Genomic DNA, 12,757 nt, shown 5'->3' on the forward strand with positions numbered 1-12,757 from the left:
GAGAACCTCATGAAACGTCTAATCCTTGCCGCCAGCCTGATGCTGGTAGGTAGCACTGCTTTTGCCCAGCAATCCGTAGCGTTTGTGGAACCGGCTGATGGCGCCACCGTCAGCAGCCCGTTCAAAGTGAAATTTGCAGTTACCGGCATGAACATCAAGCCGGCAGGGGATATGACGGAGAATACGGGGCACCACCATCTGCTGATCAACGCGAAGCCTGTGAAAGAGGGTGACGTGGTGCCGGCTGATGATACCCATATCCACTTCGGCAAGGGGCAGACGGAGACGGAAGTCAAACTGGCACCGGGTACTTACAAACTGTCCATGCAGTTTGCCAATGGCCTGCACCAGTCCTACGGTCCCGGCATGAGCAAGGACATCACGATTACCGTTAAGTAAGCTGTACTGCTCATAGTGGTCACGCTGGCCTCGGGCCGCCGTCAGCACTGCTGGCCGGCGGCCCTGTGTACTTATTGTGCACATTTCGTCATCTTTTTAGCGCAGTCCCAACAAGACGCCCCACGCGCCTGCACGTACATTAGAGGCTGGATATCTCTGATGGAGTCAGTATGCAACGTCGACAGCTACTGCAGGGCGCCGCTGGTCTGGGGCTGATGGCGGGCTGGTATGGCGCCGCCCATGCGCGCCACGCCAGCACGGATTTTCCCACTACCGCGCGGGCGCTGCCGCTGTCGGCGGTCCGCTTGCTGCCATCGATCTACGCGCAGGCTTTGCAAGCCAATCAGGCGTATCTGCTGCGCCTCATTGTGGACCGCTTCCTGCACAACTATCACCGCTTCGCCGGCTTGCCGACCAGGGGCGCCATTTACGGCGGCTGGGAGTCCGACACGATTGCCGGTGAAGGGCTGGGCCACTATCTGTCCGCGCTGTCGCTGATGTATGCCCAGACCGGCAATGCTGCGCTCAAGCCGCGCATCAATTACATCGTGGCCGAACTGGCACGGGTACAGCAGGCGCATGGCGATGGCTATGTGGCGGGCTTCATGCGCAAGCGCGCAGATGGCTCGCTGGTCGATGGCCGCGAGATCTTCCCTGAAATTATGCGCGGCGAGATCAAGTCGGCAGGTTTCGATCTGAATGGTTGCTGGGTGCCCCTGTATAACTGGCATAAGCTGTTCGCCGGGCTGTTCGATGCTCAGACGTATGCGGGTAACACGCAGGCCTTGACCGTCGCACTCGGGCTGGCGGGTTATATCGAGCGCGTGTTTACTGCCCTCAGCGACGATCAGGTGCAGCAGGTGCTGGCCTGCGAGCATGGCGGCATCAACGAGAGTTTCGCTGAACTCTATGCGCGTAGCAAGGATCAGCGCTGGCTGGCGCTGGCGCGGCGCCTGTATCACAACAAGGTCATGCTGCCGCTGGCGCAAGGCCGCGATGAACTGGCCAACCTGCATTCCAACACCCAGATTCCCAAACTGATAGGCCTTGCGCGCCTGCACGAACTGGATGGCCGCGGTAGCGATGGCGAAGCGGCGGAGTTTTTCTGGCGCCGCGTCACCCAGCACCATAGCTACGTCATCGGCGGGAATGGCGATCGAGAATACTTCTTTGCGCCCGATAGCATCGCCGACCACATCACCGAACAGACCTGCGAAGCCTGTGCCAGCTACAACATGCTCAAGTTGACCCGCCACCTGTATAGCTGGGCGCCGGATGCGGCTTATTTCGACTACTACGAACGCACTCACCTGAACCATATTCTGGCTCACCAAAACCCCCGCACCGGCATGTTCACGTACATGACACCGCTGATGTCGGGAACGGCACGCGAATATTCGAGCGAAGATAACGACTTCTGGTGCTGCGTCCTGTCCGGCATGGAGAGCCACGCCAAACATGGCGATTCAATCTACTGGGAGCAGGGCGACACCTTGTTTGTCAATCTGTACATCCCGTCGACGGTGGACTGGCACGACGCCAGACTGGAACTGCGCACGCGTTATCCGTTTGAAGAGGATATCGACCTGACTGTGCGCCGTTTGCCGGATCCGCGCCAGTTCACGCTGGCGCTGCGCCTGCCTGCATGGGCCAGCAGCCATACGGTGCTGGTCAATGGCAAGGCGCACGCTGCGAGTCAACACAAGGGTTATCTGCTGATACGCCGGCGCTGGCGTGCCGGCGACAGCGTGCGCCTGTCCTTGCCCTTGGCCTTGCGGCTGGAAAGGGCGCCCGGCAACGAACACGTGGTGGCACTGCTGCGCGGCCCTATGGTACTGGCGGCCGATCTGGGCGCGGCTGACCGGCCTTACAGCGGTCTGGCGCCGGCGCTGGTGAGCGCCAATGTGCTGGCTGCGTTTGCACCGACTGACAAGGCGCAGGCGGTGTATCGCAGCGTTGGCACGGGGCGCCCCGGCGACATGAAGTTCACCCCGTTCTTTTCGCAGTACGACAGGCGTTCGGCGGTGTATTTCAACCTCTACACGGACAGCGAGTGGGCGGCGGCGGAAGTCACCTTCCGCCAGCAGGAAGCCCGTCTCAAGGATCTGGCCGAACGTTCGGTCGATGTCATGCATCTGGGCGAGATGCAGCCCGAGCGCGATCACGCGCTGCAAGCGGAGATCTCCTATCCGGTGGCCTACCGTGGCCGCAATGGCCGCGATGCGCGCACGGGCGGCTATTTCAGCTTCAATATGAAGTGCACGGACGGCCCCTTGCTGCTACAGGCCAGCTACTGGGGCGAGGAGCGCAACCGCGATTTCTACATCAGTATCGATGGCCAGCGCATTGCCCACGTGGTGCTCGATGGCAGTCATCCGGGCGTGTTTATCGAGCAGGAGTATCCGGTGCCCGAGCATCTGACCCGTGGCAAGTCCAGCGTGGTGGTGCGTTTCGATCCTGAGCCGGGCCACACGGCGGGGCCGGTGTTCGGTGTGCGGCTGTTCACCCAGCGCGCGGCCGCTGCATCCTGACTATCCTGACGGGGAGGGGACTCGATATGCGCCATGGCTGCGCTGACGCGGTAAAATAGCGGTCTTTATATCTCAGCTTTATTATTCCGATGACCAACGCACCAGCCAAGCCAGTCCGCACCCGTTTTGCCCCTAGCCCGACCGGCTACCTCCATCTGGGCGGCGCCCGTACCGCGCTGTATTCGTGGGCTTTCGCCCGTCATTTCGGCGGCACCTTCGTGCTGCGGATTGAAGACACCGATCTGGAGCGCTCCACCCCGGAAGCCGTGCAGGCGATTATCGACGGCATGGCATGGCTGGGTCTGACCCATGACGAAGGCCCGTTCTACCAGATGAAGCGCATGGACCGCTATCGCGAAGTGATCGCGCAGATGCTGGAAGCCGGTACGGCCTACCACTGCTATTCGTCGCCGGAAGAAGTGCAGGCCATGCGCGACCGCGCTACCGCCGCCGGCGAGAAGCCGCGCTACGACGGCACCTGGCGTCCGGAAGAAGGCAAGGTACTGCCAGCCATTCCGGAGGGCCGCAAGCCGGTGGTGCGCTTCAAGAACCCGCTGGACGGTGAAGTGAGCTGGAACGATTTCGTCAAAGGCACCATCACCATCGGCAATAAAGAACTGGACGATCTGGTGATCGCCCGTCCGGACGGCACGCCGACCTATAACTTCTGCGTGGCTATCGACGATCTGGATATGGAAATCAGCCACGTACTGCGCGGCGACGACCACGTGAACAACACGCCACGCCAGATCAACATCCTGCGCGCCATCGGTGCGCCGCTGCCGGAATACGGCCACCTGCCGATGATCCTCGGTTCCGATGGCCAGAAAATGTCCAAGCGTAAGGATGCCGTGAACGTGATGCAGTATCCGGCCGAGGGCTATCTGCCGGAAGCCATCCTCAACTATCTGGCCCGTCTGGGCTGGAGCCATGGCGACGACGAAGTGTTCACTATGGAGCAGGTGTGCGCATGGTTCGACGGCACCCACCTGTCGAATTCGGCCGCCCAGTTCAACATCGAAAAACTCAACTGGCTGAATAACCACTATATCAAGCAGGCCGACAATGAACGTCTGGCTGCGCTGGCGCTGCCGCGTATGCAGGCTAACGGCGCTGTATTGGAAGGCGCACCGGCACTGCCGGCCGTGCTGGCGCTGATGAAGGAGCGCGTCAACACCGTCAACGAGCTGGCTGATGCGGCCATGCTGTTCTTCCGTACGCCGCAGCCGGATGCTGCATTGCTGGCCCAGCACCTGACGGATGCCGTCAAACCGGCACTGACGCAATTTGCCGAGCGCTGCAAAACGGTAGAGTGGAGCAAGGAAGCGCTGTCCGCCATGATGAAGGAAGTGCTGGCGGCGAATGGCCTGAAAATGCCGCAGATGGCCATGCCACTGCGTTTGCTGATCACGGGCCAGTTGCAGACGCCAGCCATCGATGCCGTGCTGCAGATCTTCGGTCGCGACACCGTGCTGGCCCGTCTGGCGGCACTGGGCTGATTTCTGGATTGAATTCAGTGCAAAGTTGCAAAAGGGTATTTGCAGAGCGCAGCTTCTTTGCTATACTCTTGTTTCTGCAGCAAACGGGGGTATAGCTCAGCTGGGAGAGCGCTTGCATGGCATGCAAGAGGTCAGCGGTTCGATCCCGCTTACCTCCACCACGTTGCAGAATTGGTTGTTCGCAGTCCCCATCGTCTAGAGGCCTAGGACATCACCCTTTCACGGTGAGTACGGGGGTTCGAATCCCCCTGGGGACGCCAAGTAGTTTTGTAGTTGACGTTGTTTGTACTGATTGTTTGACATCTGGCTTAGGCCCGATAGAGATACAAGTAGTGAAAACAAAAGTCGCGCAAGCGGCTTTTATTATTTCTGCGCCCGGGGGGTATAGCTCAGCTGGGAGAGCGCTTGCATGGCATGCAAGAGGTCAGCGGTTCGATCCCGCTTACCTCCACCAACAGCGTAGAAGTGATAACGACGTAGTAACCGTAGTTCCAAGGTCCCCATCGTCTAGAGGCCTAGGACATCACCCTTTCACGGTGAGTACGGGGGTTCGAATCCCCCTGGGGACGCCAGCTTTGCCAGAGCTGATGAGTAGTAAAACCGTAGTACACAGAAGACTTTCTGCGCCCGGGGGGTATAGCTCAGCTGGGAGAGCGCTTGCATGGCATGCAAGAGGTCAGCGGTTCGATCCCGCTTACCTCCACCACTAAATGCGCGGGAAGCACCGACATGTCCCCATCGTCTAGAGGCCTAGGACATCACCCTTTCACGGTGAGTACGGGGGTTCGAATCCCCCTGGGGACGCCAAGATATGTAGAAAAGCCGCCTAGCGCGGCTTTTTTTACGTCCAGTGCCCGTTTGTGGTGAAGCCGCTAATATTGCAGCGTGTTTTAGCAGTTTTTTGTGCCGGTGAGCGGGATTCTCTTGCGTGGCAGGGCGAACGCTGATATGATTCGCGCCTTAGAAAAGTCCCCATCGTCTAGAGGCCTAGGACATCACCCTTTCACGGTGAGTACGGGGGTTCGAATCCCCCTGGGGACGCCAGGATTTTTCTAACAGGTCAGCAGTACGGACAGTTTTCTGTCCCCATCGTCTAGAGGCCTAGGACATCACCCTTTCACGGTGAGTACGGGGGTTCGAATCCCCCTGGGGACGCCAGATCAAGCAAAAAGCCGCCTAGTGCGGCTTTTTGTTTTTCTGCCCGCCTTCACCACATGATGGGGTTATAGGGCGGAGTGCCCGGCGGGTGGAACCAGCTGCCGTGGTAGGCCGCCAGTGCTGCACGCGCCGCTTCGCGCGCCAGCGGATCGTACAAGCCCGTATTCATGCCGCTCCCCAGTACGGAATTGGTACTCAGATAGGCCAGCGCTGCTGCCGGATTGCCCATCAGTCCCCCGGCATTGCTGACCAGCGGCGTGATCACGCCCGCCTGCTGCGGCGCCACGGCCTGCGCCAGTGCCGGCGTCTGCAGGCCCACGGCCAGCAGCACATCGGGCATGCCATAGCCGGTGTGGCTCTGGTCGGCCTGACTGACGCGCCGTGCGCTGGCGCGGATCAGCTGGAACAGCCGCTCCACCCGCTCGGCACCGCGGCCCAGATAGGGCGCCGTCTGGAAATCGGGATGGTGGGCCAGTGTCAGCGCGGCCAGCCCCGTCACATGCGGCGTGGCCATGGAGGTGCCATCCCACACGGCGAAATTATTCGGCGGTACGCAGGACAGGATGGCGACACCGGGCGCACACACGCTGACCTGCGGACCGAAGCAGCTGAAGCTGGCCGTGAAATAGCCGTAGGCATCGACGTTCTGCGACAGGGTCTGGGCGTGGTAGCTATCGGCGGGGAATTCATCGAGTTTGCCGACGGCAGCCACCGCCAGCACATTTGGCGAGGAAGCCGGATACTGCACGGGGCCGCCCGAATTGCCGGCCGCAACGATGCAGGCGATGCCGGCCCGCTTGGCACGGATGATCTGCTGCTCCAGCGCTTCCGACACTTCCGTGCCGCCCAGGCTCAGATTGACCACGTCGATCTGTTTGTCGATGCAGTATTCGAGCGCATCGATCAGCTGGCTGATCTGGCCGCCGGGGAACAGCTTGCAGGCATGGACTTCCGCATCGGGCGCAAAGCCCCGTATGCCGGAGGCGATATCGGCCGCTGCGATGATGCCGGCGCAGTGGGTGCCATGGCCCAGCGTATCCTGCTCCCAGCCATCGGGATTGGTCTTCTTGTTGAGCACATCGAAACCGGCCCGTATGCCGTGCAGATTATCGTGGGTGGTGGCGGCGCCGGAATCGATGATGGCGATCTTGATGCCCTGGCCGCGATAATTGCCGGGCAGCTGATCCAGCCGCATGGCTTTCTGCCCCCAGCAATAGCAGCGCTGGCGCGGGAAGCCGCTCAGTGCCGGCCAGTCAGCGATGGTCTTGAGCGCCACCTCGTTCACCTGTTCGCTCTGGATGTCGGGGTCGCGCTGGTAGAAACTCCAGTAGTCGGCGCGCGGCTTGACGTACAGGCCGCGCACCGATTGCGCCGTTTCGCCATACAGGGAAAGGCTTACTTCGCCGTTTGCATCGCTCACGCCGGTGGCGGGCAGCATGCTGCCGAACAGTGTAACCTCCGCTTCCGCAACGGGCGCGCCATCCGCTCCCGTTACCCGCAGCGCTACATTGAACACCGGGCCGGCACCCGCAGGCAGGACGCCGGTGACCATGGCCGGCTGGCGCGGCTGGGTATCGAGCAGATTCAGGTGCTGGTCCGGTTCGACCAGCAGGCGGCCCTGTCCCTGCTGGTGCAGGATGCTGGCCTTCTGCTCCGTCATGCGTGCCACCAGCACGCCCTGTGCGCCGCCCATGCCGTCGGCCAGTGCGCCCAGCACGGATTTGGGGCCGACCTTGTCGACCACTTCGATATCGGCGCTATTGCGCAGTGCCTGTTCCAGCGCCGAGAACTGCAGTGCCTGCAGGCCCAGCGTCTGCAGGCCGTCGCTCTGGCGCGGTGCGATCACATACTGCTTCTTGCGGGCGCCTATGGTGCTGCGCGCTGCACTGCCGGACGGGCTGCTACGCGTACCGCTTATGTCGCTAGCGTGCGTGCTGCTGCCGCTGTCCTCGCTGCCGCTGGTCGCACTGCCAGTGCTGCTGCCACGGCCGCTGCGCGGGCTGCTGTCGCTGGCCATCGTCGGGCTTTCGCCTTCCGTGCCGGCGCGGGATTCCGGCGCGACACTGGCGTCGTCATTGGGATTGGACTTGGCCATGAATCTTCCTTTCACAGCGGGCCAGCCGAGAGCATGTCGAACATGGTCAGGGGCTGATCCGGTTCTATCGTCAGTTGAGGGGTGGTGTTGCGGAACTGCTGGGACAGTGCGCGGGCCTTGGCGCTGCTGATTTCGACCACCAGCGTATGGGGTGCGTCGGGCGGGCCGATGCGATCGAGAATGCGGATTTCCGGGTCCAGTTCTGCGTGGCTAAGAAAGTCCTGCATGGCCGCATGCGCGCTGGCGTGGATCAGGTAGTGTGCAGGCGCTGTTTGCATGTCTAACATGGCTGCCTCCTTTGCGGTGCGGCCCCTCCGCCAAGTGGCGGAGGGGAGGGAACAGGTGCGCGATCAGTGCAGGGTTTGCTGGCCGCCATACAGGGCGCTATTGCCCACGTTGGCCAATTGCGCCTGCTGTGCCAGTTGCGCCAGCTGGGCCTGTTGCTGCTGTTGCTGGGCATAGGCTGCCGTCACGGGATCGACGGCAAACGGCAGCATGCCGCCTAGCTGACCGGCATAGCCGCCTATGGTGCCGCCCAGCTGGCCGTGGCCGAACACATTGCCTATGGCCTGCCCCAGTGGCTGGCCGACGGATTTGATGATGTTGCCGAACCAGCCTTGCGGCGCGATGCCCTGTGCCTGCTGCATCTGCTGCAATTGCTGTAGCTGTTGCAGTTGCTGGAGTTGCTGCAGCTGTTGCTGCTGTGCGGCCTGCTGGGCGTAAGCCTGCTGCACGGGATCGACGGCAAACGGCAGCATGCCGCCCAGCTGCGCGGCATAGCCGCCTATGGTGCTCCCCAGCTGGCCGTGGCCGAACACATTGCCTATGGTCTGACCCAGCGGCTGCGCCACGCTTTTCACGATATTGCCGAACCAGCCCTGTGGCGCGAGCTGGGCCTGTTGCAGCAGTTGCTGTTGCTGCGCCTGTTGGGCATAGGCCGCCGTAACGGGATCGACAGCCAGCGGCAGGAAGGCGCCACCGATACCGCCGGCCGCCTGTCCGATCTGATGGCCGAGCTGGGAATTACCGAATAGGCCACCGATGCCGCGGCCTATCAGACCGCCCAGCGGTGCGCCTATCAGGCCGCCGAGAAAACCTTGTGGTGCGAGGCCGCCCGGCTGCGGCAGCATCGCGTTTGCGTAGTACTGTTGAAGCTCATTCATGGCTCTTCCTTTCATGGTGGGGATGTGATCGCAATGCAGGCCGGTGTGGGCACTCATGCGGCATGGGGCGCTGCGCACCGGAGCAGTTTTGACTGCGCGCCGGCGCGGAAGTTCAAGCTGCGTGCACTGGTGTTTTCTGCGGCGCTGCCGGCGGATCAGGTATCATCCAGCCTCGTTCATTTTCTGCTCTGCCATGACTAGCCTGACCCGCCTCGATCTGTTCTGCCGCGTAGTCGATAACTACGGCGATATCGGTATCTGCTGGCGGCTGGCGCGCCAGCTGCAGCGCGAGCACGCCATCGCTGTCACGCTGTGGGTGGATGATCTGGCCAGCTTCCGCCGTATCTGTCCCGGCATCGACGTGCAGGCCGATACGCAGATGCAGGCTGGTGTCACGGTGCGCCACTGGTGCAGCATGGACGGCGTGTTCGGCGTCGACGATGTGGCCGACATCGTCATCGAATTTTTTGCCGTCGATATCCCGCCCGGCTACATTGCCGCGATGGCGCAGTGCCAGCCGCGCCCCGTGTGGTTCAACCTGGAAGGACTGACGGCGGAAGAGTGGGTAGAAGGCTGCCACGGCCTGAGTTCCACCCATCCGCAACTGGGCCTGATCAAGCACTTCTTCTTCCCCGGCTTCACGGAAAAGACCGGTGGCCTGCTGGTGGAAGCCGGACTGGCCGAACAGCGCCGCGCCTTCCAGTCCGATGCGGCGGCGCGTACGGCCTTCCTCGCACAACTGGGACTGGGGCCCGAACAAATGGCGGCCCGTCTGGTCAGCCTGTTCTGCTATCCCCATGCGCCTGTGGCCGAGCTGCTGGCCGCATGGCAGCTCGATACCACGCCGACTACCTGTCTGGTGCCGGAAGGCGTGGCGGCCGATGCCGTGCAAGCCTTCCTCGGCACGCCTGCCGTGGCCGGCGCCTGCGCCACGCGCGGCGCGCTGACGCTGCGCGTGCTGCCGTTTGTGCCGCAGGAGGATTACGACCGCCTGCTGTGGTCCTGCGACCTGAACTTCGTGCGCGGCGAGGATTCCTTCGTGCGCGCGCAATGGGCTGGCCGCCCCTTCGTCTGGCACATCTACCCGCAGGACGAGCAGTTGCATCACAAGAAGCTGCGCGCCTTCCTGCAGCGCTACGCCGCCGGGCTACCGGACCTGAGTGCACTGAGCCTGCAATGGAATGGCGCGGGCAGCAGCGCAGCCGACTGGCCGGCATTATGGGCCGGGTTCCGCACGCAGATGCCAGCCATGCAGCAGCGTGCCGAAGCATGGCAGCAGCAAATGCTGGCACTGGGCGATCTGGCCAGCAATCTGCTGCGTTTCGCCGCCACGCCGAGATAGGCGAGACGGTAAAAGCAAGGTATAATGCTGGGTTAATCTATTGCACATTTTTACCTGATCAACCGTGAGCTTCAGGCGCTATGCCGAGCAACAGATGATTTTTACGCAACCTACTTAGAATCGAATATTTACTATGAAACCTGCAAAAGAAATTCGTGTTGGCAACATCATCATGGTTGACAGCAAGCCTATGATCGTTCTGCGTTCCGACGTCAACGGTTCGAGCCGCACGGGCTTCACCTACAAATGGAAGATGAAGAATCTTCTGACCAACGCTCCGATGGAAAACGTCTTCCGTGGCGACGACAAATTCGACGTAGTTGTTCTGGACAAGAAGCCAGTAACCTACTCGTACTTCGCTGACCCACTGTACGTGTTCATGGACGCTGACTACGAACAGTACGAAATCGAAGAAGAAAACCTGGGCGAAGCCCTGAACTACCTGAAAGATGGTATGGAATGCGAAGCCGTGTTCTACGATGGCAAAGCGATCTCGGTCGAACTGCCAACCACCATCGCACGTAAAGTGGTGTACTCGGAGCCTGCAGTTAAGGGCAACACTTCGGGCAACGTTCTGAAAGAAGCCAAAATCGAGAACGCCATCGAAGCGCACTGCTTCACCGTACAGGTTCCACTGTTCGTGAGCCAGGACGACGTGATCGAAATCGACACCCGCACCAACGAATACAAGCGTATCGTTCGCGACTAATCTGTCAGTCTGTTGTAAGACTGCGTCAAAAAGGCCGTAAATTCGGCCTTTTTGCCCCTAAAAAGCACGCTAGCACACCGCTCGCGTGCTTTTTTCATTGAAAATCAGAAATTATTTGCCGAGCCGTAATGATTTTTATGGTACTGCAGGCAACACGCTGCTATATTTATAGGATGCAATAAGTTGTGCGGGCGTTAATTCTGTTTCTTTTTTCGATGGGGATGGCATGGATCGCAGGGAATTCGTACGGATCGGCTTGACGGCAGGTGCTGCCGCGGGCAGCAGCCGGGTGCTTGCTGCACCGTCGGTAGCGGCCTTCAAGTTCGGTGCGGGCGGCATCCTCGAAGCGGGCGTGCGCGAGCAGCAACAGATGATGGAGGCGGGCAAGCTGACGTCCCATTCGCTGACCTCGCAGTACTTGGCGCGCATCCGCAACATCGATAAATCCGGCCCGCGCCTGAATTCCATCATCGAGATCAATCCCGAAGCCCTGAAGATTGCGCTGGAGATGGACCGCGAGCGCATGCTTAAGCGTCTGCGCGGCCCGCTGCACGGCATCCCGGTTCTACTCAAGGATAATATCGCCACGGGCGACCGTATGAGTACTACGGCCGGTTCGCTCGCGCTGAACGGCGTGCGCGCTGCGCGTGACGCGCATGTGGTGGCACAGTTGCGCGCGGCCGGCGCCGTCATCATCGGCAAAACCAATCTGAGCGAGTGGGCCAATATGCGCTCCACCCATTCCGTCAGCGGCTGGAGTGCGCGCGGCGGCCTGACCCTGAACCCGTATTCGCTGGACCGTAATTGCAGCGGATCGAGCTCCGGTTCGGGCGCAGCGATTGCCGCCAATCTGGCTACGCTGGCCGTGGGTACGGAGACGGACGGTTCCATCGTTTCGCCGGCATCCATCTGCGGTCTGGTCGGCATCAAGCCCACGCTGGGGTTGGTGAGCCGCAGCGGCATTATTCCTATCGCCCATTCGCAGGACACGGCAGGGCCGATGGCGCGCAGCGTGGCCGATGCAGCGCTGATGCTGACGGCCATGGTGGGCGTGGATGCGGACGATGAAGCCACGGCAGAAAGCCGCGGCAAAATGGCCGACTACAGCGCAGCGCTGGAGAAGGGCGGTTTGCAAGGCAAACGCATAGGCGTGGCGCGCAATTTCTTCGGCAGTAATCCGGAAGTGGATATGGTGATCGAGCGTGCGCTGCAGGATCTGGCGGCGCAGGGTGCCACGCTGATCGACACGGAAGTGCCCAACTCGGCCAAGTACGGCGAGACGGAAACGGAAGTGCTGCTGTATGAGTTCAAGGCCGATCTGGAAGCCTATCTGAAAAAGTACGCGCCCCATGCGCCGGTGGCCAATATGGCCGACGTGATTGCCTTCAACAAGAAAAATCACGAACGCGAACTCAAATACTTCGGGCAGGAATATCTGGAACAGGCGCAGAACAAGGGCGACCTGGAAACCCCGGCCTACCGCGATGCGTTACTGAACAACCGCCGCTATGCGCGCGCGGAAGGCATCGATCAGGTGATGCAGCAGCACCAGCTCGATGCGCTGGTGGCGCCTACCGGCGGACCTGCGTGGCTGACCGATTTTATCAATGGCGACCATTATGGTGGCAGCTTCTCGTCGCCAGCTGCGGTGGCCGGCTATCCGCACATCACGGTGCCGGCCGGGCATGTGCAGGGTTTGCCGGTGGGGCTGTCGTTCGTCGGCGCAGCCTATAGCGAAGCGCTGCTGATCCGCATGGCCTATTCCTACGAACAGGCCACGCGCCACCGCCGTGCGCCGCAATTCCCCGCCAGCGTATCGCTCAGCGTGCGCTAGGCCGGTATTGCGCGGTCACTGCCGCGC

General features: G+C 61.3%; 9 protein-coding genes and 8 tRNA genes. 14 read left to right on the top strand and 3 right to left on the bottom strand.

Annotated elements, in window-relative coordinates; translation table 11 throughout:
* Positions 1–9: 9 nt before the first annotated feature.
* The 11 genes from GM655_RS12885 to GM655_RS12935 all read left to right on the top strand — a co-directional run bounded on the left by GM655_RS12885 (position 10) and on the right by GM655_RS12935 (position 5,587).
* A complete protein-coding gene (locus GM655_RS12885) occupies positions 10–399 on the top strand; it encodes a DUF4399 domain-containing protein (protein WP_155435081.1) in 390 nt (129 codons plus the stop codon).
* Between the two features lie 170 nt (positions 400–569).
* Positions 570–2,930 carry a glycoside hydrolase family 127 protein gene (locus GM655_RS12890; RefSeq protein WP_196308762.1) on the top strand — a complete coding sequence of 787 codons (2,361 nt, stop codon included), beginning with the start codon at positions 570–572 and terminating at the stop codon, positions 2,928–2,930.
* A gap of 89 nt (positions 2,931–3,019) precedes the next feature.
* Positions 3,020–4,429 (top strand): glutamate--tRNA ligase, encoded by a 1,410-nt coding sequence (gene gltX, locus GM655_RS12895; protein ID WP_155435082.1) that lies wholly within the window; start codon positions 3,020–3,022, stop codon positions 4,427–4,429.
* A gap of 85 nt (positions 4,430–4,514) precedes the next feature.
* Positions 4,515–4,590 (top strand) — tRNA-Ala (locus GM655_RS12900).
* Between the two features lie 23 nt (positions 4,591–4,613).
* A tRNA-Glu gene (locus GM655_RS12905) sits at positions 4,614–4,689 on the top strand.
* A 118-nt stretch (positions 4,690–4,807) separates the two neighbouring features.
* A tRNA-Ala gene (locus GM655_RS12910) sits at positions 4,808–4,883 on the top strand.
* Positions 4,884–4,925: 42 nt separating this feature from the next.
* A tRNA-Glu gene (locus GM655_RS12915) sits at positions 4,926–5,001 on the top strand.
* Between the two features lie 58 nt (positions 5,002–5,059).
* A tRNA-Ala gene (locus GM655_RS12920) sits at positions 5,060–5,135 on the top strand.
* A gap of 25 nt (positions 5,136–5,160) precedes the next feature.
* Positions 5,161–5,236: transfer RNA gene (locus tag GM655_RS12925), tRNA-Glu, on the top strand.
* A gap of 161 nt (positions 5,237–5,397) precedes the next feature.
* Positions 5,398–5,473 (top strand) — tRNA-Glu (locus tag GM655_RS12930).
* A gap of 38 nt (positions 5,474–5,511) precedes the next feature.
* Positions 5,512–5,587, top strand: a tRNA-Glu gene (locus GM655_RS12935).
* Positions 5,588–5,636: 49 nt separating this feature from the next.
* On the opposite strand, the gene GM655_RS12940 is transcribed toward GM655_RS12935, so the two are convergent.
* The 3 genes from GM655_RS12940 to GM655_RS12950 form a co-directional block, all read right to left on the bottom strand.
* Positions 5,637–7,682: a S8 family serine peptidase gene (locus GM655_RS12940; RefSeq protein WP_155435083.1), complete on the bottom strand. Its 2,046-nt coding sequence runs from the start codon at positions 7,680–7,682 to the stop codon at positions 5,637–5,639.
* Between the two features lie 11 nt (positions 7,683–7,693).
* A complete protein-coding gene (locus tag GM655_RS12945; RefSeq protein WP_155435084.1) occupies positions 7,694–7,969 on the bottom strand; it encodes a hypothetical protein in 276 nt (91 codons plus the stop codon).
* Positions 7,970–8,032: 63 nt separating this feature from the next.
* Positions 8,033–8,845: a hypothetical protein gene (locus tag GM655_RS12950; RefSeq protein WP_155435085.1), complete on the bottom strand. Its 813-nt coding sequence runs from the start codon at positions 8,843–8,845 to the stop codon at positions 8,033–8,035.
* Positions 8,846–9,038: 193 nt separating this feature from the next.
* Here GM655_RS12950 and earP point away from each other — a divergent pair, with 193 nt between their 5' ends.
* The 3 genes from earP (at position 9,039) to GM655_RS12965 (ending at position 12,730) form a co-directional block, all read left to right on the top strand.
* Positions 9,039–10,187 (top strand): elongation factor P maturation arginine rhamnosyltransferase EarP, encoded by a 1,149-nt coding sequence (gene earP / locus GM655_RS12955; RefSeq protein WP_155435086.1) that lies wholly within the window; start codon positions 9,039–9,041, stop codon positions 10,185–10,187.
* A 133-nt stretch (positions 10,188–10,320) separates the two neighbouring features.
* Positions 10,321–10,896 (top strand): elongation factor P, encoded by a 576-nt coding sequence (locus tag GM655_RS12960; protein ID WP_155435087.1) that lies wholly within the window; start codon positions 10,321–10,323, stop codon positions 10,894–10,896.
* Between the two features lie 226 nt (positions 10,897–11,122).
* Positions 11,123–12,730, top strand: coding sequence for an amidase (locus GM655_RS12965; protein WP_155435088.1), 1,608 nt, complete (start codon positions 11,123–11,125; stop codon positions 12,728–12,730).
* Positions 12,731–12,757: the final 27 nt, after the last annotated feature.

It is taken from the genome of Pseudoduganella danionis (assembly GCF_009720775.1).
Lineage (GTDB): Bacteria > Pseudomonadota > Gammaproteobacteria > Burkholderiales > Burkholderiaceae_D > Rugamonas > Rugamonas danionis.